Raw genomic sequence first — 19,130 nt, forward strand, 5'->3', positions numbered from 1 at the left:
GGTCCCAGCCGTGTTCGTGACCTGACGTAACCCACTGTGAGCCTGTCCTTTGGCTTTGGCAACACCTGTGGAATCGAACCCTGCCCTTCCTGGCGGAGGCCCACATGCAATAATCTTGGCCCACTGCCCTGTGCCCACTGCCCTGTGTCCACTGCCAACTGCCCTGTGGCTTTGCCGCATGGCAGGACACTGACCGATCCGAAAGGACCTTCAATGCTGATCTGTGCAGCCTGCGCGGTGGAACGTACCGAACCCGTGCCGGAGCTTTGCCCCATCTGCACGGACGAACGGCAATATATCCCTGACGAAGGACAACGGTGGCTCACCCTCGACGCTCTCAGACAGGAGGGCCGGAAGATTTCTCTTCAGGAGAACGAGCCCGGGCTGATCGGGATCAGCACCGAACCCGGAGTTGGAATCGGCCAAACTTCCCAATTGGTGGTGACACCGAGGGGTTCACTGCTCTGGGACCCTGTGGGATACATCGACGACGCCGCGGTGGAGATGGTCCTTGACCAAGGCCCCGTGCTGGCGATTGCGGCCAGCCATCCGCACATGTTCGGTGTGCAGGTGGAATGGTCGCATCGCCTTGGCGGCGTCCCTGTGCTGGTGGCTGAGGCAGACAAACAATGGCTGGGAGTAGATGATGCAAACATCGTGCATTGGTCAGGGGCCCGGCAGATCACCGACGGGTTGGTGCTGCACCAGACCGGCGGCCACTTCCCCGGCAGCGCGGTGGCGCATTGGGCGGCAGGAGCCAACGGCAATGGGGTTCTCTTGAGCGGGGACAGCGTCTTTCCCAACCCGGATCGGCGCTCCGTGTCCTTCATGCGCAGCTACCCGAACCGCCTGCCGCTCTCAGGGCCCGTGGTGTTGCGGATCGCAGCACAGTTGGATGCGCTGGAGTTCGACCGTATCTACGGAAATTTCAACAACGTCATAGCCTCAAGCGCCAAGGCCATCCTGCGCGATTCGGCCCGGAGGCACGCTGCCTGGGCACGCGGAGACTTCGATCACCTGACATGAAACGCCCCTAGGGAGCATTCCTCATCTTTTTCAGGTGCAGGCCTCGGCAGGGAATCGCGGCCGAGACCAAGTCCTTGCTGTGCTGGTGCTGCGGGTCAGTGAAGAATTTGTCGGTGTCGGTGAGTTCTACCAGGCGCCCTTGGTAGAGGACGGCTACGCGCTGGCACATATGGCGCACTACGTCCATGTCGTGGGTAATCATCATCAGGGATAGTCCCCGGTCCCCGTGCAGGCGTTGGAGCAGATCAAGGATGGTCCGCTGCGTCAGCGCGTCCAGGGCAGAGGTCGCTTCGTCACAAATGAGCACTTCCGGTTCCAACAGGAGCGCCCTGGCGATGGTGATCCGTTGCAATTGACCCCCCGAGCATTGCCCGGGACGTCTGTCCAGCAGTTCGGGATCCAGTTCCACTTCGGTCATGGCTTTCTTCAACCGTGAGGCCTTTTCCCCGGCGGGTAGCCTCCTGGGAAGCGGTGCCTCCAAGCTGGCCCGGAGCGTCATCCGGGGATCGAAGGCGTCGTGGGGTTCCTGGAAGACCAGTTGGACGGCAGTCGGATCGTTCAGACGCTCTGCTGACAGGGACCGGGTAATGCTGCCCCCGCTGAGTTGGTCGAGACCCACTATGGCGCGGGCGAGGGTACTTTTCCCTGATCCTGATTGACCAAGAACGCCCAGGATCTCACCCTTCTTCAGCTCCAGGGACACAGCATCCAGTGCCGGGCTCCGTCGACGCCGGCCGCGTCCAAAATTCTTGACCACGCCGTTCAACGTGAGCACACCTGCCTCCCGGGGAAGCTGCTTCACAGACCCCGACGGCAGGAGGTTCGATGCGTCCAGGAGTCTTTGCGTGTACGGGACCTTCGGACTTCCCAGCACTTCCTCAGTGGTGCCTGACTCCACGATTGTCCCTGCGTCCATCACCAGCACCCGGTCCGCGAAAGCCGCCACGGAGGCAAGGTTGTGGGTGATGTAAAGGATCCCCAGGCCGCGCTGGTTCCGTTCACGATCCAGCAGCTGCAGGATCTGGCGTTCAAGGACTTTGTCCAAAGCCGAGGTCGGTTCGTCAGCAAGCAGGATTCCTGGCTGGCCCGCCAATGCCATGGCCGTCATGGCACGTTGGGCCATGCCTCCGGACAGTTGATGCGGATATGCTTTTGCGCCCCAGAGTGGATCGTCGAATCCCACTTCATCCAACAACTCAAGCACCTTCGCCTCCGCGGCGGTGCCGCGCAATCCCGCGTGGAGTCCGAGCGGTTCCCTCAGGTGGGCGCGGATGGTCTTGTTGGGATTGAACATCTTTTTGGGCTGTTGGAACAGCATTCCCAGCCGGCCGCCGCGGATACGGTTCAGTTCAGCCTCAGGGGCACGGGTCACGTCCACGGACCCCACGTGGATGGAGCCGGAGGCAATCCGCAATTGTTGGGGCAATAGTTGCAGGACGGACCGGGCCGTCATGGTCTTGCCGGAGCCCGAGCCTCCCACGAGCGCTACGAATTCACCGGGACGAACGTTGAGACTGACACCGGACAGGACCGGCCGCCCTGCGTCCGACCCCAGTACCGTCAGGTCCTCGATCACCAGTTCAGGCATGCTGCCCCTCCACCACCAGGACATCCACAGGGTCAGTTGCCCGCCGCGATGTCCGCTGACCTATCAACGTCACGCACAGGGCAACCAGGAAGATGGTGAGTCCAGGCGCGATAATCCCCCACGGGGCCCGTTCCGCGTAAGGCTGGGCCGCCGCCACCATGGAACCCCAGTCCGACTGCGGCGGCTGGACGCCCAGACCCAGGTAGGACAGCGCTCCTACGCTGATCAGGAGCTGCCCGAAGCGCAGCGTTGCCTGCCCCAGCATGGGGGCGGCAAGGTGCGGGATGATGTGGCGAAAAACAATGAACGACGGCGAACAGCCCACCACCCGTGCTGCTTCGACAAAACCACGTGCCGAGACGTCATAGGCAAGCGTCCGGGCCAGCCGTGCAAACGGCGTCCACCCGGTGACAGTCAGCGCCACCAGCAGCGAAGTAAAGCCCGTGCCCATGGCAGCGACAATAAACAGTGCCACCACCATCTCCGGCAGGGCCAACAGGACATCATTGGTGCGGGTAAACAGTTCATCTACCCAACCCTTACGGCGGGCGCTGAGCACGCCGACCACCAACCCAAGGATTCCCGTCAACACAGTGGCCAGTGCCGCCACCACCAAAGAGAAGCGACCGCCGTCGAGCAAGCGGCTGAGCGTATCCCGTCCGAGGTGGTCTGTCCCCAGCCAATGCTCGGCGCTGGGCGAGGCAAGCCGTGCGGCGAGGTTCTGATCGTTCGGCGGAAAAGGCGACAGCAACGGGGCAGCAGCCACGGCTGCGACTATCAGGAAAAGAATTACGACGGCGGCGCCGTCGATCGCTGACCGCTTACGCAAGGGCGCCACTCACCTTAGGGCTGAGAATCCGGTGCAGGAAGTCCGCCAGGGTGGTGATCGCGACGGCCAGCGCCACCACAACCACCACGCCTCCCTGCGCCAAGGGGATATCACTGTTGATCACGGCGTCGTAGAGCAGGCGACCCATGCCGGGGATTGCGAAGATGACTTCCACAATGACCGAACCGCCCAGAAGACCGGCGAACCACACTGCGAACAAGGTGGAGAGGGGTACCAGGCCATTGGGAATGACGTGGTGCAGGACCGTTTGCACGCGGCTGAGGCCCCTGGCCCGGGCCGCAGGAATGTGCTCCGCTTCCAAGGCATCGATCATGCCTGAGCGAACAGCTGAGGTGAAGAAGCTAATGGGTCGAAGGGCGAGCGTGGCGGCCGGCAGGACAATGGAGGCCGCCGTGTTCCAGCCCGCCGAAGGCAACCAGGCAAGTTTCAGGGCAAAGACCAAGACCAGCAAGGGCGCCAACCAGTATTCCGGCATGGCGATAAAGGACTGCGTCACAGTGGTGATGAGTTTGTCTGTCTTGCTGCCTTGCTTCAAGGCCGCCACGATGCCCAAGGGCAGGGAAACCACCACGGCGGTGCCCAAAGCCACCAGCACAAGGCTGAGGGTGATGCCCAAAGCCGGCATCACCTGATCAATGACCGGGGTCCTGCTGATGTGCGATAACCCCATGTCCCCCGTGAAGAAGTCCCCCAGCCATCGCAGGTATTGGACCGGAAGGGGATCGTTCAAGCCCAGGCTGTCCGCCAGAGCCTGAACTGTGGCCTCGTCCACCACGTCTCCGGACACGCGGGAGCGGATGATTTTCCGGACAGGATCGCCGGGAGTAACAAACGGAATCAGGAAGACGGCGAAAGACGACAACAGGACGGCGACCACCAGGGTCGCCGTCCGCTTCGCAAGGAACGTGATCATACGTGCTTTGGTTGTCTCAGCCCGTTGCTAGGAGCCGGCCTGGGCCGTTTGCGCGGTCAGGACGTAACGGGACAGCGGATCCTGGACGTAGGAAAGAACGTTGCTGCGGACGGCGTCCGTGGCTTGTTCATTGACCAACCACAAGTTGACGGCTTGGTCGTTCAGGAGTTGACCGGCCTTGGCGTAGAGCTTGTACCGATCCTCGGTGTTGGAAGTGCGTGCGGCTTCGCTGATGATGGCGTCGTACTCTTCGTTGCAGAAGTGGCTGAGGTTGTAGGTGCCCTTGCAGGTGTAGTCCGCGGTGAGGAAGCCAATGGGATCGGCGATGTCGATGAGCCTGTTGCGCTGGCTCAAGATCATGTCGTAGTTGCCCGCAAGGACGTCCGGCTCGGCCGAGGCATATTCCTTGGCCTGGATGGACACCGGAACGCCAATGTCCTTGAGGTTGTCCTGAATGACTGTTGCTACGTCGGCAAACTCTGTGCGCTCAACGATTGCGATGATCTCCAGGGGCTTATCAGCGGTGTACCCTGCAGCGGCCAGAAGCTTTTTCGCTTCTTCAACGTTCTGCTTGGGCGGGTTGGTTTCACTGGAAGCCCAGGGCTCGGAAGGTGCGAACGGACCAGCCGCCGGCAATGCAGCGCCTTCGTACACGCTCGCTGCCAACGCTTCGAGGTTGAGTGCGGACCGGAGGGCCTTACGGAAATCCACGGAGTTGAACGGTGCCCGGCCGTTGTTCATGTACAAAGTCGCCGTTCGGGGCGAGTCTGCCTTCAGGACAGAAACATCCGGCACCCCTTCCAGCGTGGAGAGGGCGGACGCTGGAATGGACAGGGAGATATCCGCCTCGCCGGTTTGTACCTGGGCCGCCCTGGTAGCACCGTTGGTGATGAAGCGGACTTCGGCGCCGGCCAGCTGGACCTTTCCACCCCAGTAGTTCTCGTTACGGTCCAAGGTCAAGGACTGCTTGGCTTTCTCCGATACCGGTGTGAACGGTCCGGTGCAGTGGCCGAAGGGATCAAGCGTGGCACCTTCATAGGCAGCAGGGGCGAGGATGCCGGTGTTGACGCTTGCCAGCCGGAACGGCACCAGGGGGTTATCCGCCGGTGTGGTCACGCGAACGGTTTTGGCGTCAGTGGCCTGGACGGCCGAGACAATGCCCGGGTTGAAAGCCCTGGCCGGTACTTTTGCCTTGAGGACTGAATTCAGTGAAGCAGCGACCGCCTCTGCGGTGAGGTCGGTGCCGTCCTGAAACTTCACCCCTTCGCGGATGGTGAAGTCCCACTCCAGTGGTGAGACCTGCTTCCACTCAGTTGCCAGGAACGGAACAACTTTGCCCTGTGCGGAATCATATTTGGTAAGGGTCTCCAGGCAACCGGAGAGCGAGAGGATGTAGGCGGCGTCGGACTCCAATGCCCAGTTGGCTACGGGTGCCCGGAAGTTGTCCACCACAATGCGCTGGTTGGTATCAGCCACCTTCCCGGTGGCGGCTGTCTGTCCCCCACTGAGACCGCAACCGGTCAAGGAAAGAAGTGCAGCGACCCCGAGGGCTGCTGTGGAACGGCTGAATGTGCGCAAAGGGAACCGCCTGCAATGTATGCCCGGAACGGGAGGGCATGGGGAAAGGGAGACTATTTAGGTTAGCCTTACCTCCTTGCAGCAGCAAAAACGAGACCCTCCTCGCGCGTGTCACAATGTGCCGCAAAACGCCCTAGGTGCCTTGAAGCCGAGCTCCATGTGCTAATGCAGGAATCAACCTTCCCGCGCTTTTCGGGTGGCGGCGTCGTTGGCCTTCTGCAGTGCCTTGACCAGCTCATCCTTGTCCATGGTTGAACGTCCCTTGATGTTCAACTCGCGGGCGCGTCGATAGAGGTGCTCCTTCGAAGCATTGGCATCCACGCCTCCGGCCGACGGCTTATCCGAGCGTAAACCTTCCTCAGCACGGTCATCGGAAGGTCCCCGCTCTTCCTTGGGTTCCCAATGGTCTCCGACCTTCTCATAGCTGTGCTTCAGGGATGCAAAAGCCGTCCGGGCGGCCCGGCTCTCATCGCCGTCATAGGAATCCATGGCCGAGTCGTACGTTTTGGCGAACGTGTCCTGCGCCTTCTGGTCCGAGCGTTGCAGGGTCGAAGGCAACTCGTCTTTCCGGGCATGATCGTTCTTGCCGGTCTTGGGCATATCACTCACACTCCTGATCGAGGGAACACCTTAAGCATGCGACAGCACCAAGGCCCTCCTCAAGATGCCGAAAACAGGTGGGCGTAGGGTGGAAGGTGAACGAAAGGAGCACTTCATGAAGAAAATCCTCATGGTACTAACCAGCGTTTCCGAGCTCGGCGATACGGGAGAAAAGACCGGCTACAACGTGGCCGAGGCTGCACATCCCTGGAAGGTCTTCAAAGATTCAGGCCACTTTGTTGACTTTGCGTCCATCAAGGGAGGTCAGCCTCCACGCGATGAGGTGGACGAGGGAGACCCCATCCAAGTTGCTTTCACACAAGATGAGACAACGAGGGCCGGCTTGTACAACACCGCCCGTGTGGACGTCGTGGATCCCGCGCAATATGACGCCATCTACCTCGTGGGTGGCCACGGCACCATGTGGGACTTCCCCGACAACGAAGGCCTGCAGAATCTCATAGCCAGTGTCTACAATTCCGGCGGACTGGTGGGGGCGGTCTGCCACGGGCCTGCCGGCTTGCTGAACGTCGAATTGGACAACGGGTTCCGGCTGGTCGAAGGCCGGGATGTGGCCGCTTTCACCAACGATGAAGAAGTTGCGGCAGGAAAAGACAAGGTCATCCCGTTCTTCCTGGCAGACCGGCTTGAGGAACAGGGGGCGCGCCACGTCTCCGCTGGGGTCTTTGAGGAAAAGGTGGCGGTGGATGGTCGGTTGGTCACCGGCCAAAATCCTGCCTCGGCCGCCGGTGTGGCCAAGGAAATGGAAAAGCTGTTCGCTGAAGTAATCCATCAGGAAAAGGCCGAAGAACAGCACGACGCAGAAGCCGTACGTGCCGGGAAGGACGCGGAAAAGACCGCCAGGAAGCAGGCCGATGCGGACGCCGGCCACTGACTGGAGGTAGTCGTGCCTCCGCGGGCGCAGGGAACGGCACCATACGCACAAAGTCAGGGCCACCGTAAAAGTGGCCCTGACTTTGGTGAATCCATTCCAGGTGGCCCGTGGTGGGGCGGGCTAACGCACGGCCTTGAGTTCACGGATGGTCACGTCCCGGAACGTGGCTGATCCCTCGTGGGCATAGAGACGGATGCCGTCGTCCCGTTCGAGCGGGAAGACGCGGTGCGAGTGCACCACACGGCCATCCCCGACGAACATCTCCACGCTCAAACGATCCACCAGGATCCGTAGTGTGACTCGCCCCGTGGAGGGATCCACAGGTGCTTGGCTTTCCCCTGCGGTGGGATTGATGGTGGGGCGGCGATTGACGTAGGTGAACGGGCCCCGCAGGAAGGCGCCGGGAGCAACATGCCTGCCGCCACCTGGTGCACGGCACACTTCCAGGCCCAGATTGGCCGGCGGTGCGGCCGGATCCCACTCCACCTCGCAGCTCAGGTCATAGGCGTTGGAGCGGACCAACAAATCATGAGTGCCCGAAACCGCCACATCACCGAGCCGATGTGTCCGCTTCACATACTCCCCCAGAGCAGATGTGGGTGAAGAGACCAGGTAGTAGGCACCATTTCCATGCTTAAGCCGCACATCGCGGACGATCATGTCATCGCCGTTGTAGCCGTCGGTGGCAAGCGTGGGCGTGTTGTGGGGATAGTCCCAGAAATTTGCCCAGCCGATCGCACGGCGAAGGGTTGGATCCTCCGCACCCGATGCATCGTAATGCGGGTACGTAACTGCACCATAGAAATCGAAACCATAGTCCAGCCATTCCGGCTCCGGACGGTCCGGGGTGAAGGAGCTGCCATCGAACGTTCCGGTCCAATACGCATACGTAGCTGGCAGTCCGCGGCCCTTGCCGTTCGCACTGGTGCCCAGGACCCAATGCGAGGTGTCGTCGTCGGCCGTCATCCGAAAGAGATCGGGGCACTCCAGCAAGCCCAGGTCCTCACGGACAAACTCGCCAACGCGCTTCCAGGACCGCAGGTCCGGTGATGTGTAGAAGCCAAGCTTCTGCCCCTCGGCATTGGCCATGAACCACTGGCCACGGTCCGCATCCCAAACAACCTTGGGATCACGGAAATCGTGCACACCGGGATTCGGCAGCACCGGAGCCTCACCGCCGGGCTTGAAAGAGCGGCCCCTGTCCGTGGAATACCAGAGGTACTGTGCTTGCCGGCCTTCCGGCGCCTGGGTTACCAGGGCTATGACCGTCCCCGCTCCATATCCGGCAGTGTTGGCCTCATCAACCACCATGCATCCGGACCAACAGTCACCGTTGCCGTTGCTGAACTTTGGAATCGCGACACCGCGGTCCCTGAATGCCACGTGATCGGTGGTGGTGGCCCGGCGCCATGATGTGCCACCACCGCCACTGATGTAGTCAGCGTTGTACAAGTAGTAATAGTGGTACTCACCATCAAGGTAAATGGGCCGCTGGGGATCGTTCTTCCAGTTCTCAGGCACGCTGAAGTGATAGACGGGGCGCATTCGGGATGATCCTTTCGAGGGGCACCTGTTGCCATGGCAGGTCCACCAGGAGCGGACAGTGCAATGGACCCGCCCAAGGCAGCGGCACCGGCGCCGGTCAGGAGACCACGGCGTGATACTGACGGAGATTTTTCCATGGGCCTAGCTCCGTTCCGGGAACAGGCTGCGGGTCTCTTCAAACACCCCGGCCATAGTCCAGGCATCGAAGGAGAGGAGCCGCACCGAACCTTTGGTGGCGGTCAATCTCACGCGCTCGCCGCCCAGGGTCGGATAGACCCGGGCCGTGAGCGGCTTCCCGTTGGCGAAAATTTCGACGGCGGACCGGTCCACCAGGACACGCAGCCGAACCCGCCCGTCCGGCATGGGAACGGGGCCTGACTTGTCTTCCACATCGACGGCGGGATCAAGGCTGCTTCGGGTACGGTCAAGACGGAGGGTGCCGGCGGTTGTTCCGTCCGCATCCCGGCCCAGCACCATCACCGTTTCCTCGGCACCATCTGCGGACCCAAGAACTCCCAGCCGGACTTCGGCACCGGGAGCCAGTTGCACGTCCAGCTCGAGGTCCAACTGGTTGCCGGACACACCGGTTTCCGCCAGGGCATCACGCTCCTCCAACTCCCGGGCCGGAACACTGAGGTGGTTTCTGCGCAGCTTTTCGATTTCACGGACCGGAGTGAACTCCAAGGTTCCATCCTCGCCCAGGGTAGCGACCCTGGGCAGGCTCATGACACCGGACCAGCCGGCCTCGACCATCGCTGCATCACTTCGCCCTTCTTGCATCCACCCGAACATGACACGCCGGCCGGACTCATCCTGGAAAGACTGCGGTGCGTAGAAGAACCGGCCGCCGTAGTCCAGCCGGTGAAGCGCCTCGGGCTCGAAACTATCGCCGGAGTAACGGCCGGTCCAGTACAGCGGGTGCCGGGTTTCGCCGTCGTCCCACGCCGAGAAAACCAGCACATCGGGTGAGCCCTCAGCCGATTCAGAACCCAAGGATCCCTTCCCGGCGCGGAACAAGTCCACACATTCCCACATCGTCCCCGTCCAGTCGGTGTCCGCAGGATCGCCCTTCGAGGCGTCGCCGATGAAGAGCGGACCGACGTAGTCCCAGGACCGCAGATCCGAAGACTCATAAAGGAACGCCGTGCCGCCGCGGTGACGAATTCCAGAACCCACCAACTGACGCCAGGTGCTTCCTTCCCGCCACACGCAGTGATCGCGGTACGCGGTGATGTCTACCCCAACAGGCGGGGCTGCAATCACGGGGTTCCCGGGATCCTTGGTCCAGGTCAGCAGGTCCGCGGAGCCCACAGCAACGCAGGGCAGCTCCCTGTCATTGAATCGTCCCGAGTACACCAGGGTGGGCGTGCCGTCGTCGTTCACCAAAACCCCCGACCAGCAACCCTCAGCGTCAGGCCCACCGGACGGTTCCAGGGCGACCGGCTGGTCCTTCCAGGTGACGAGGTCGGTGCTGGTCGCGTGCCCCCACTGGATGCGATGGTGGAAAGCACCCTCCGGGTTGTACTGATAGAAGAGGTGGTAGGTGCCATCCCATTGGCTGACACCGTTGGGATCGTTAAGCCAACCGGCCGGTGAAACAAAGTGGAAGCGCGGCCTCAGGGAGTCAGCTTCGGCGCGGGACACCAACTCATCCTGCGGAACGGTAGCGAGCGGGTGGGTCAGTTCAGTCATGCGGGAGCCTCTTCTTGAGCGTTCGACGCCGGGTGGCTGGGGTTGGTTGGTTCGCTGGCCAATGCGTGCGCGCCGGCGGCGGCCCACGGTCGATAGAGATGGCAGCGGACCCAGTGGCGGCTGGCGGGGTCACCTACGTGGTGGCGGACGGGTTCCTCTGCGGAGCAGGGCTGGTTCGGATCGCCGTCGAACGCGCAGCGCGTCGAGGCCATCACCGCTTGCCGCAGTTCTGCCCTGCGGACAGGATCGTAGGAACCTGCCCGGGCCGGGTCCGGGACGGCCGAGACCAGGAGCTGGGTGTAAGGGTGCGCCGGGTTGGCCAGGAGGTCCAAGGACTCGCCTTCCTCCACCAGTTCACCGGCGAACATGACCGCGGTCCGGTCCGCCAAGTAACGGGCGGAAGCGAGGTCGTGGGTGATATAGAGCATGGAGATGCCTTGCTCATCGCGGAGCTTTCGCATGAGGTTCAGCACCCCGATGCGGACCGAAACATCCAGCATGGAGGTGGGTTCGTCGGCCAGGATGACCTGCGGTTCAACTGCCAGTGCCCGGGCAATTGCGACGCGTTGGCGCTGGCCGCCGGAGAGCTCGTGGGGATACGAGTTCAACATATCCGCTTCCAGGCCAACGGTGGTCATGAGTTCTTCCAACCGGCGCCGCGTGGCTTCTTCGGAACCGCCGCCCTTGCCGTGGATCGCCAACGAACGCCGCAGGAAATGTTCGATCCTGTGCGCCGGATTCAGGGACCCGAAAGGGTCCTGGAAGACCATCTGGACTTGCGATCGAAAGGCACGCGAAGCTTGGAACCGATCCCGTTTGAGGACGTCGACGCCGTCAATGAGGATCTCACCGGAACTGGGTTTCTCGAGCCTGGCGACGCAGCGTGCCAAGGTGCTTTTGCCGGAACCGGACTCCCCCACAAGCGCCACGATTTCGCCGCTGCCAATAGCCAGGTCAACCCCGTGCAGGGCACGGACGGAATCCCTGGAAAACAATCCGCCAACAGGGAATGACTTCCCCAGGCCCCGGATTTCAAGGGCGGGGGTGCCGGTCCCGGCCACGGCCGATGGGGTCATAAGTGAGTGGCTCATCGTGCGGCTCCTTCCAGGTTTACTGAATCAATCACCGGGATGTCGTCACCAAACGGTGCCACCAAATGGCCGGGTGCCACTTCGGCGAGGTCCGGAATGTTCCGGAACTTCACGCCGTCGGGCAATCCGGTCAGTGGAACCCGGGGGCCGGTCAGCGGCGGAAACGCGCCCATGAGGGCCTGCGTGTACGGATGGCAGGGATTGGCGTAAACGTCCTGGGCCTTCGCAGTCTCCACGATCCGGCCGCCATACATCACCGCCATTCGGTGCGAGAGTTCCACCATGAGGGACATGTCGTGCGTGATAAAGAGAACGGAAAAACCGAGCTCACGCTGGAGTTCCTTGATTTGTGCCATGATTTCCTGCTGCACCACTACGTCCAGCGCGGTGGTGGGTTCATCCAGGATCAACAGGGACGGTTTGAGGGCCACGGCCATGGCAATCACTGCCCGCTGACGCATGCCTCCGGACAGCTGGTGCGGATAGGACTTAAGCCGGGCAGGATCAATCCTTACCAGTTCCAGCAGCTCACCGGCCCGCCGCAGGGATTCCTTGCGGGAGTAGCCGGCATGCGTGGTGAAGATGTCCACGATCTGTTCGCCGATGGTCAGGACCGGGTTGAGCGAGTTCATGGCGGACTGGAAGACCATGGCCACGTCCTGCCAACGGAAACGCCGCAACTCCTCAGGGCTCATGGCCAGAACGTCCCTGCCACCGAAGGAAATGCTGCCCCCAGCAATCTTTGCCGGATCCTTCAGGAGCCTCATGATCGAGTTGGCAATAGTGGACTTCCCACAGCCTGACTCCCCTGCGAGGCCGAACACCTCACCGGTGCCAATACTGAAGGAGACGCGCTGGACGGCGGTGGTGGACCTGGTATCGCCGATGTACTTGACCGTGAGGTCCTTGACGTCCAGGACAGGTTCGTGGGAACCGAAGGAAACTTGGGAGATGGTCATTTGGCGGCGCTCCTTTCGGTGTTCACGGGTGTTGATTGAGGCGTTTTGATTTTGCGCAACCGTGGGTTGGTGACCTCGTCCACGGCATAGTTGATGAGGGCCAGGGCGAAGGCGACCAGCGCGATGCACACGCCGGAGGGCACGAAGACCCACCAACTGCCGGTGAGCAGGGCGCCTTCGTTGCCGGCCCAGAAGAGGTTGTTGCCCCACGAGACCGTACTGACATCTCCCAGGCCCAGGAATTCCAGGCCCGCTTGGGCGCCGATCCCGTAGATCACGCAGGCAAGCAGGGTGCCCATGACGATCGATGCCATGTTGGGCAGAATTTCCCGGAACATGATCCGGCCGGCCCTTTCTCCGGACACTACCGCCGCGGCCACGAAGTCCTTGGAGCGGATGGACAACGCTTGTGAGCGCAGGACGCGGGCCGAACCGGCCCACCCTGTAACTACGAGTACCAGGATCACCGTGCCCAGGCCCGGCGGAAGGAAGGCGGCCAGGATCACCAGCAGCGGCAGGCCGGGCAGGAGAAGGAAGACGTTGGTGACCAAGGAAAGGGCTTCGTCAATGAACTTCCCGAAGTACGCGGAGGCGAGGCCCACCAGGATGCCGATGAACGTGGATGCCAGGCCCACGGTCAAACCAACGAACAGGGAACTCCGTGAGCCATGGAGGGTCAGTGCGAGCACGTCCTGTCCTTTGGCCGTGGTGCCCAGCCAGTGTTCGGCTGATGGTTCCATGGAAGCCATGGCCGTGATCCTCGACGGGTCGCCGGGAAACAGCACCGGTGCCAACAGGGCCAGCGCAATGAAGATGACCATCACGGCCAAGCCCGTCAATGCTTTCTTGTTACTGAGGAGGCCGTGGACGAAGCTGCGATTGGGCTTGCGGACAGCCGGTGTTGATGTTGGCTGCTTCAATAGTGCGGTTGTCATGATCAGTCCTCTAGTTGCTGCGCACGCGCGGGTCGAGGCGGACGTAGAGGATGTCCACCAGGAAGTTGGCGAGCAGGACGGCGGCGGTGATGGTCAGGAACAAACCCTGCATGAGCGGGTAGTCCAGGCCTTGGACGGCATTGAGGAGTTGGTAACCCACGCCGGGATACGCGAACACCACCTCGGTGAGCAGCGCACCGCCCACGACGAACCCCAGTCCCATGCCAAAACTCGTCACCGACGGGAGCATCGCGTTGCGTGCTGCGTAGCGGAGCATGATGCGGCCCGGACGGAGTCCCTTGGCTTCTGCCATGGTGATGTAGTCCTCGGAGTTCGTGGCGATCATGGTGTTTCGCATGCCCAGCATCCAGCCACCGATCGAAACCAGCACGATCGTCAGCGCCGGCAGCACAAGGTGCGCACCGACGTCGCCGATGAACTCCCAGGTGAATGCCGGCTCCAAACCGTCGGTGAACGCGTGGCGGATCGGGAACCAGCCCAGCACCACGCCAAAGAGGTACAGCGCACCCATGGCGAGCCAGAAGTACGGGAACGAGCCGATGAAAACCAGCACCGGCGGAAGCGCGGAGTCGATCGCTCCGCCACGCCGCCACGCGGCCAGGATGCCCAGCAAGTTACCCACGACGGCGGCAATCACCAGGGCGGTGCCGCCCAGCAACAGTGTCCAACCGATCTGCGAGGAAATGACCTCCGTGACCGGGGTGGGGAAACGGGAAATGGAAACACCCATCTGCCCGGTGAAGACGTTGTGCAGGTAATCGACGTACTGCTCCCACATGGGCCGGTCGTCAACACCCAACAGCTTGCGCAGGGCTTCGATTTGTTCGGGCTGCATTCGGTCCTGGGAGCGGGCGAACATCCGGGAGACAGGGTCCCCGGGCATGAAGCGCGGAAGCAGGAAGTTCAGGGTGATGGACGCCCAGAAGGCGATCAGGTAGAAACCCAGGCGGCGCAGGATGAAGCGCACGGTTTCCCTCCATTCGGGAATTGCGGGAATTACGGAAAGAAAGGCGGCACGCCCGGCGGCAAGAGCGGTTCGGCATCAGGGCCGCCGGGCGTGCAAAGTCAGGCCGTAGATGACCCGGTGGATTACTTGCGAGGTTCCAAGGTGGTCAGAACCAGGACCGTGGTGGGCGACTTCACTGAGAGGGTGGCGTAGGGGTTGCCTTCGGTAGGCCATCCGGTGAAGCGGGTGTCGTTGAAGGCACCCCACTCAGGGCCGGAGAACAGCGGCACCAGCGGTGCGACGTCGTTGTACTCTTCCTGCAGCTTGTTGGCGAGGTCTTTTTGCTTGGACTCGTCCGCCTCTGAGGCGAAGTCGGCAAGCAGGACGTCGGCCTTGGGATCGCCGAAGCGGTGGTAGTTATCGAACGTCTTGGTGCCAACGGGCTTCACACTGGCGGTGCCCATGGAAGTGTTGAAGTACTTGTACGGGCTGGGGTCGTTCGCGCTCCAGACGATGCCGGAGTCGAAGTCCCCGGTCTCGTAGCCGGCAACCACTGCCGCCCAGTCCGGAGACTCCACTTTGGCGGTCACGCCAACTTCGGCCAGGTTCTGTGCGATGACATTGGCTACGGAGAGCCAGTCCGAGGACGTGGCGCCTACGGAGATTTTGAATTCGAAAGGCTTGCCGTCCTTGAGCGTGCGCTTCCCGTCAGCTCCCTTGGGGTAACCTGCCTTGTCCAGGAGCTCGTTGGCCTTCTGGACGTCATGGTTTGTCCACGTGCAGTTGTCCTTGACGGCGGAGTTCTTCCACTTCTCATAATTGCCGGAGAGCCCGGTGCAGTCCGCCGGCTTGGCGTAGCCGCTCATGCCGATCTTGGTGACCTGGTCACGGTCCACGGCCATGCTCAGCGCTTTGCGGACATCTACTTCGTTGAACGGAGCTTTGGTGGTGTTCAGCTGCCAGTTGATCATGGCACCGGTAGCCGGGAACCAGTACTGGCGGTGTTCCTTGTCCTTTGAAACGAAGGTCTTTTCTATGTTCGGGATGTACTGCGGTGCCCAGTCCACATCGCCGTTCGCAGCGGCGAGGTTGGCGCCGTCGTTGCCTGCAAAAGCAAGCATCTTGATGCCTGCGATCTTCTGCTTTTCCGGCTGCCAGTAGTTGGGGTTCTTCGTCAGCACGAAGGACTGGGCCTGGAAGCTGTCGATCTCGGTGTACGGTCCTGTGCCTACCGGCTTTGCGTTCGCATCCTTTTCGGGGTCCGGCAACGCGGACCAGATGTGCTTGGGCAAGATGGTGAGCTGACCGACGTCGTACAGGGCAGGCGACCATGGCTTGTTGAAGTTGAAGGTGACCTTGTTGCCTTCAGCAGTGACGGTGTCCAGATAGTCGAAGCCGCCCTTGATCTTTTTCTGGAGTTCGAAGGTATAGGCAACATCGTCGGCCACGAAAGGCTGTCCGTCGGACCACTTCACGCCGTCACGGAGTGTAAAGGTGATGGACTTGCCATCCTCTGCTGCCGTCCACTCGGTGGCGAGCCAGGGCACAGTGTCGCCCTTGGCCGGATTGAAAATCAGGAGGGATTCGTAAATGGACTGCTGAACCATCGGATTCACGGTGGGAGCGAACGGGTTGAAGTTCTGCACGAACGTACCCATGTCCTCACGGGGAATGGTGAGGAATGCGCTGGCGTTCGCTCCGGCGTCGGAGGTGCTTGTCTTGGTGACATTGGCTGTGCAGCCGGTGAGCAGCATCGCGCCCACGGCAAGGCTTGCCGCTGTCATCCGGGCAGCCCGGAAGTATCGGGGTTGTGTCATGATGGTTATCTCTTTCCTGTCTTCATCGTCCAAGGTGAAGGGGTGGGTGAGGGGTTTGCTCTTCGACGTTGATTTCGCGGTCAGACCGAAGAGCGTTCTAGCAGCGGACAGTCGACCAATTGCTGGTCGGCAATGATCGGCTGTCCTGCTGTTAGTGCGGAGAGTGTTTGGACGCCCAAGGCGCCCATTTTTTCGAAGGGCAAGGCAACCGTAGTCAGCTTCGGTCGAAGGTAGGCCGCAATAAGCTCCTGGTTGTCGAAGCCGATCACAGCGATGTCCCCGGGGATGGTCAGGCCCCGTTCCTTGATGGCGTCATAGGCGCCCATGGCCATGCGGTCATTGAGGCAGAACAGCGCCGTTGGCCTGTCCTTCGGCGGATAACGGTCCAGGATCAGGCATGCGGCGTCGTAACCGCCGTCCGCCGTTGCGTATCCGGACACCACCAGTTCCGGGTCCAGTTCCAGTCCGGCAACGGCAAGTGCTTCGCGTGCACCTTCCAATCGCCCCACTGCAGCAGGAATAACCGGGTCAAGATTGATGACTCCGATCCGTTGGTGGCCGGCTTGGAGCAACCGTTCGACGGCGACCCGGCCGCCGCCACGCTCGTCAGGGACGATCGAGGGCAGCTTGCCGTCAGCGTCAAAGCAGTTGATCAAAACGGTGGGCACTTCATTGGCGCTCTCGGGAACGTGAACGCCCCGGTGGAAAGTGGCTGCGTAGAGAAGTCCTTCCACCCGTTGTTCAAGCAGCTTTTCAGTCGCAGCATCTTCCAGGCCTTGGTTCGGTCCTACGGCATCGGCCTGGTCGGAGGGCGCGATGAGGAGGAACCGGCGGTCAAGCCAAGCTTGATCCTGGGCACCTTTGATGATGTCGACAGCGAAGGGCGCCATGACGATTTCCGTCACGATCCCGTACCAATCACTGCGCCGGGATGCCAGCGCACGGGCGCCTGCATTGGGGCGGTAACCCAATTCCTGCACGGCGTGATTGATCCGGGTGCGGGTTTCCTCCGAGATGCTCGCGTTTTCACGATTGCTCAACACAAAGGAAACAGCAGTCCTGGAGACACCGGCATGCTTGGCGACGTCCTTCATGGTGACCCCGCGCTGGCGTACAGCCGCGGGGTTGCCAGGGGTGGTGCTTTTCGCCATCGAATGCTCCGGTGTTCTCTTGGTCCGCGCCAAACATTCCTTGTTTGGCTAGCCCGGCAGATGAGGCGACTAACGCGCGTTACCTGCCGGGCATGTGACTTAGGTTACCCGCGTTACTTCGGCTCTGTCAACACTCCTGCAAGGCCGCTGCCGGCTACCTTTCCCCAGGCGCCTCTTTGCCGGTTTCGGGCTCCGCTTTGCGGGGGGCGTCGTGAACCTTTTTCGGCATCCTGCCTTCAACGTCAGCGGGGACGGGTGGGTCTTTTTCTTCATCAGTAGACATGGAGCCAGCATAGGCCGAGGGCACGGGGTTGCCCGGCACGCATTGCGCGCATCGAGGTGAATTCCACGTGGCAATGTCGACTGAAAGGCGCGTCACGCCCTCCGGGATATTTGCCCGCCAACGTATACTCCGAGCATGCCTTTCACGCTCCTCTTACCAGTTGACCATTCCCTGCCGTCCTGCCCTAACCACGACGGAGCAGCGCTGTGAGCGGCGGTCTCGTCGCCCTGCTGGATGACATCGCTGCCCTGGCCCGCATAGCGGCTGCCTCCGTGGACGATATCGCAGCAGGAGCCGCCAAGGCCGGCGCCAAAGCTGCCGGCGTAGTAATCGACGACGCCGCGGTCACCCCGCAGTACGTGTCCGGAGCGGACCCCTCGCGTGAGCTACCCATGATCAAAAAGATCTTCTGGGGTTCGCTGCGCAACAAACTGGTGATCATCCTCCCGGCCCTGCTGCTGGTCAGCGCCTTCATCCCGGGCATCATTCCCTTCATCCTCATGTTGGGCGGCAGCTACCTCTGTTATGAGGGCGCTGAAAAGGTCTGGCACAAACTCCGTGGCCACCACGCTGCCACCGAAAAGGCACCCGCGGTCCAACGCGGCCCCGAAGCAGAGGCCAAAGTAACCAAGGGCGCCATCACCACCGACTTCATCCTGTCCTGCGAAATCATGGTGATCGCCATGAATGAGGTCGCCACCGAATCCATCTGGGCCCGGGCGCTCATCCTCGTCGTTGTCGCGATCGCCATCACGGTCATCGTTTATGGCGCTGTGGGACTCATCGTCAAGATGGACGACATCGGCCTGCACCTGACCACCAAGGACTCCGCAGGTTCGCAGCGGTTCGGACGACTACTGGTCAAGGGGATGCCCGCCGTCCTGGCCGCGATCACCCTCATCGGAACCATTGCCATGTTGTGGGTGGGTGGCCACATCATGTTGCAGGGCGCGTACGATCTCGGCTGGCATGGCCCTTACGACCTCGTGCATGTCCTGGAGTCACCCTTTGCCGGGATCCCCGTCGTGGGCGGTTTCCTGGCTTGGTTGGTGAACACGTTGTGCTCGGCTGTTCTTGGCGCCATTTGGGGTCTGGTCATCATGGTCATCCTCCACCCGCTGCTCAAGGTCCTGCCGTTCGGGAAGAAGAAGGACGCTCACGAAGAAGGCGATCTCCGCGCCGCGATCTCCGGGCATCGGCCGGGGAACGATCACGGCCGCAAGGATCAGGCCTGATTTCC

At 61.7% G+C, this 19,130-nt stretch carries 16 protein-coding genes; 3 read left to right on the top strand and 13 right to left on the bottom strand.

All coding sequences use genetic code 11. The annotated features are described in order from the left end of the window. Positions 1 to 213 precede the first annotated feature (213 nt). Positions 214 to 1,026: a hydrolase gene (locus M1D51_RS11090; protein WP_458109512.1), complete on the top strand. Its 813-nt coding sequence runs from the start codon at positions 214 to 216 to the stop codon at positions 1,024 to 1,026. A gap of 7 nt (positions 1,027 to 1,033) precedes the next feature. Here the strand turns inward: M1D51_RS11090 and M1D51_RS11095 are convergent, their stop codons facing one another. The 5 genes from M1D51_RS11095 to M1D51_RS11115 form a co-directional block, all read right to left on the bottom strand. Next, positions 1,034 to 2,614 (bottom strand): ATP-binding cassette domain-containing protein, encoded by a 1,581-nt coding sequence (locus tag M1D51_RS11095; protein WP_458109513.1) that lies wholly within the window; start codon positions 2,612 to 2,614, stop codon positions 1,034 to 1,036. After that, positions 2,607 to 3,452 carry an ABC transporter permease gene (locus M1D51_RS11100; protein WP_458109514.1) on the bottom strand — a complete coding sequence of 282 codons (846 nt, stop codon included), beginning with the start codon at positions 3,450 to 3,452 and terminating at the stop codon, positions 2,607 to 2,609. The genes M1D51_RS11095 and M1D51_RS11100 overlap by 8 nt, the downstream gene beginning before the upstream one ends. Next, a complete protein-coding gene (locus M1D51_RS11105) occupies positions 3,436 to 4,377 on the bottom strand; it encodes an ABC transporter permease (RefSeq protein WP_458109515.1) in 942 nt (313 codons plus the stop codon). Before M1D51_RS11105 ends, M1D51_RS11100 begins: the two co-directional genes overlap by 17 nt. Positions 4,378 to 4,404: 27 nt before the next feature. Next, the gene (locus M1D51_RS11110; RefSeq protein ID WP_458109516.1) at positions 4,405 to 5,955 is read right to left on the bottom strand and encodes an ABC transporter substrate-binding protein; all 1,551 of its coding nucleotides are present in this window, start codon (positions 5,953 to 5,955) and stop codon (positions 4,405 to 4,407) included. A gap of 174 nt (positions 5,956 to 6,129) precedes the next feature. Then, on the bottom strand, positions 6,130 to 6,555 hold the full coding sequence (locus M1D51_RS11115) for a ChaB family protein (protein WP_458109517.1): 426 nt from the start codon (positions 6,553 to 6,555) through the stop codon (positions 6,130 to 6,132). A gap of 115 nt (positions 6,556 to 6,670) precedes the next feature. Here M1D51_RS11115 and M1D51_RS11120 point away from each other — a divergent pair, with 115 nt between their 5' ends. After that, positions 6,671 to 7,450, top strand: a complete 780-nt coding sequence (locus tag M1D51_RS11120) for a type 1 glutamine amidotransferase domain-containing protein (RefSeq protein ID WP_458109518.1) — start codon at positions 6,671 to 6,673, stop codon at positions 7,448 to 7,450. Positions 7,451 to 7,570: 120 nt separating this feature from the next. On the opposite strand, the gene M1D51_RS11125 is transcribed toward M1D51_RS11120, so the two are convergent. From M1D51_RS11125 to M1D51_RS11160, 8 genes are all read right to left on the bottom strand, one after another. Continuing rightward, positions 7,571 to 8,995, bottom strand: coding sequence for a glycoside hydrolase family 32 protein (locus M1D51_RS11125; protein ID WP_458109519.1), 1,425 nt, complete (start codon positions 8,993 to 8,995; stop codon positions 7,571 to 7,573). A 141-nt stretch (positions 8,996 to 9,136) separates the two neighbouring features. Continuing rightward, on the bottom strand, positions 9,137 to 10,687 hold the full coding sequence (locus M1D51_RS11130) for a glycoside hydrolase family 32 protein (protein WP_458109520.1): 1,551 nt from the start codon (positions 10,685 to 10,687) through the stop codon (positions 9,137 to 9,139). After that, positions 10,684 to 11,778: an ATP-binding cassette domain-containing protein gene (locus tag M1D51_RS11135; protein ID WP_458109521.1), complete on the bottom strand. Its 1,095-nt coding sequence runs from the start codon at positions 11,776 to 11,778 to the stop codon at positions 10,684 to 10,686. The genes M1D51_RS11130 and M1D51_RS11135 overlap by 4 nt, the downstream gene beginning before the upstream one ends. Continuing rightward, positions 11,775 to 12,737 carry an ABC transporter ATP-binding protein gene (locus tag M1D51_RS11140; RefSeq protein ID WP_458109522.1) on the bottom strand — a complete coding sequence of 321 codons (963 nt, stop codon included), beginning with the start codon at positions 12,735 to 12,737 and terminating at the stop codon, positions 11,775 to 11,777. The genes M1D51_RS11135 and M1D51_RS11140 overlap by 4 nt, the downstream gene beginning before the upstream one ends. Further along, on the bottom strand, positions 12,734 to 13,672 hold the full coding sequence (locus tag M1D51_RS11145; protein WP_458109523.1) for an ABC transporter permease: 939 nt from the start codon (positions 13,670 to 13,672) through the stop codon (positions 12,734 to 12,736). The genes M1D51_RS11140 and M1D51_RS11145 overlap by 4 nt, the downstream gene beginning before the upstream one ends. A gap of 10 nt (positions 13,673 to 13,682) precedes the next feature. After that, entirely contained in the window at positions 13,683 to 14,660 is a 978-nt protein-coding gene (locus M1D51_RS11150) for an ABC transporter permease (RefSeq protein WP_458109524.1), read from the bottom strand. A gap of 122 nt (positions 14,661 to 14,782) precedes the next feature. Next, complete coding sequence (locus tag M1D51_RS11155; protein WP_458109525.1) at positions 14,783 to 16,456, bottom strand: ABC transporter substrate-binding protein; 1,674 nt, start codon at positions 16,454 to 16,456, stop codon at positions 14,783 to 14,785. Between the two features lie 80 nt (positions 16,457 to 16,536). After that, on the bottom strand, positions 16,537 to 17,607 hold the full coding sequence (locus M1D51_RS11160; protein ID WP_458109526.1) for a LacI family DNA-binding transcriptional regulator: 1,071 nt from the start codon (positions 17,605 to 17,607) through the stop codon (positions 16,537 to 16,539). Positions 17,608 to 18,096: 489 nt separating this feature from the next. Here M1D51_RS11160 and M1D51_RS11165 point away from each other — a divergent pair, with 489 nt between their 5' ends. Continuing rightward, entirely contained in the window at positions 18,097 to 19,125 is a 1,029-nt protein-coding gene (locus M1D51_RS11165) for a DUF808 domain-containing protein (protein ID WP_172322180.1), read from the top strand. The last annotated feature ends 5 nt before the right edge of the window (positions 19,126 to 19,130 follow it).

It is taken from the genome of Arthrobacter sp. R3-55 (assembly GCF_054161505.1).

Bases quoted from the DNA above. Each gene is read 5' to 3' on its own strand.
- M1D51_RS11090 (WP_458109512.1), top strand. From the start codon at position 214: ATGCTGATCTGTGCAGCCTGCGCGGTGGAACGTACCGAACCCGTGCCG.
- M1D51_RS11095 (WP_458109513.1), bottom strand. From the start codon at position 2,614: ATGCCTGAACTGGTGATCGAGGACCTGACGGTACTGGGGTCGGACGCA.
- M1D51_RS11105 (WP_458109515.1), bottom strand. From the start codon at position 4,377: ATGATCACGTTCCTTGCGAAGCGGACGGCGACCCTGGTGGTCGCCGTC.
- M1D51_RS11115 (WP_458109517.1), bottom strand. From the start codon at position 6,555: ATGCCCAAGACCGGCAAGAACGATCATGCCCGGAAAGACGAGTTGCCT.
- M1D51_RS11120 (WP_458109518.1), top strand. From the start codon at position 6,671: ATGAAGAAAATCCTCATGGTACTAACCAGCGTTTCCGAGCTCGGCGAT.
- M1D51_RS11125 (WP_458109519.1), bottom strand. From the start codon at position 8,995: ATGCGCCCCGTCTATCACTTCAGCGTGCCTGAGAACTGGAAGAACGAT.
- M1D51_RS11130 (WP_458109520.1), bottom strand. From the start codon at position 10,687: ATGACTGAACTGACCCACCCGCTCGCTACCGTTCCGCAGGATGAGTTG.
- M1D51_RS11135 (WP_458109521.1), bottom strand. From the start codon at position 11,778: ATGAGCCACTCACTTATGACCCCATCGGCCGTGGCCGGGACCGGCACC.
- M1D51_RS11140 (WP_458109522.1), bottom strand. From the start codon at position 12,737: ATGACCATCTCCCAAGTTTCCTTCGGTTCCCACGAACCTGTCCTGGAC.
- M1D51_RS11145 (WP_458109523.1), bottom strand. From the start codon at position 13,672: ATGACAACCGCACTATTGAAGCAGCCAACATCAACACCGGCTGTCCGC.
- M1D51_RS11155 (WP_458109525.1), bottom strand. From the start codon at position 16,456: ATGACACAACCCCGATACTTCCGGGCTGCCCGGATGACAGCGGCAAGC.
- M1D51_RS11160 (WP_458109526.1), bottom strand. From the start codon at position 17,607: ATGGCGAAAAGCACCACCCCTGGCAACCCCGCGGCTGTACGCCAGCGC.